The sequence below is a fragment of the Peribacillus sp. SIMBA_075 genome (genome assembly GCF_046534585.1).
Genome location: NZ_JAWRYN010001052.1, coordinates 1 through 255, shown reverse-complemented (window position 1 = coordinate 255; position 255 = coordinate 1). Strand labels below are relative to the sequence as shown.

At 73.7% G+C, this 255-nt stretch carries 1 protein-coding gene; it reads left to right on the top strand.

What is annotated here, in order from left to right:
* Positions 1-60: 60 nt before the first annotated feature.
* On the top strand, positions 61-255 hold a 195-nt coding region (locus SB775_RS31515), incomplete at its 3' end, for a hypothetical protein (protein WP_410865215.1).

The following is a 255-nucleotide window of genomic DNA, read 5'->3' as shown; positions in this document are numbered from 1 at the left end:
GAGGGCGATGGGGAGCGGTCCCCATCCGCTCACGCGGGCGGAACTGGGTATGGTGCAGAAGTGCGACTGAAACTGACTCTCGCCCGGCCCTCCGGCAGCAGCGATGACATCGTCGTCACCGCGGACGCGGCGGCCAGCATCTCGGAGGTCGCCGCGACCATCGCGCGCATCGACCCCCGCCGCACCGGGCCGGTCGCGGCGCCCGGAGCGCTCACGCTGCGCGCCCAGCTCCCCGGACAGGCCGACCCGCTGATC